Below are 334 nucleotides of genomic sequence, written 5' to 3'. Positions count from 1 at the left end.
AGATCGCCTTTCTTGATGCCGATGATCGCTGGCTTGAGAACAAGTTACAGCGGCAGATCACGTTTATGCAGGAAACCGGCACGGTGTTTGCCTATAGTGGATTCTGGCGGGCGCGCGGCTCTGAGCGTCATCAGGTTCGGGTGCCGGAGCGGGTGACCCGGGCGGGCTTGTTGCGGGGCAATGTGATCGGATGTCTAACGGCGATCTATGACCGGGAGTATTTTGGTGCCTTGCAGATGCCGCTGCTGCGGATGCGGCAGGATTTCGCCTTTTGGCTGCTGCTTTTGGAGCGTTGCGAGGAGGCGCGTGGGATTGATGAGCCGCTAGCGGTGTA

General features: G+C 59.0%; 1 protein-coding gene. It reads left to right on the top strand.

The annotated features are described in order from the left end of the window. A partial coding sequence (locus Q5L94_RS13500; protein ID WP_411161944.1) for a glycosyltransferase occupies positions 1-334 on the top strand: 334 nt, incomplete at both ends.

Source organism: Idiomarina sp. Sol25, assembly GCF_033052775.1.
Taxonomy (GTDB): Bacteria; Pseudomonadota; Gammaproteobacteria; order Enterobacterales; family Alteromonadaceae; genus Idiomarina.
Note: the sequence above shows the minus strand (reverse complement) of the source record. Positions and strands in the feature narration are given on the sequence as shown.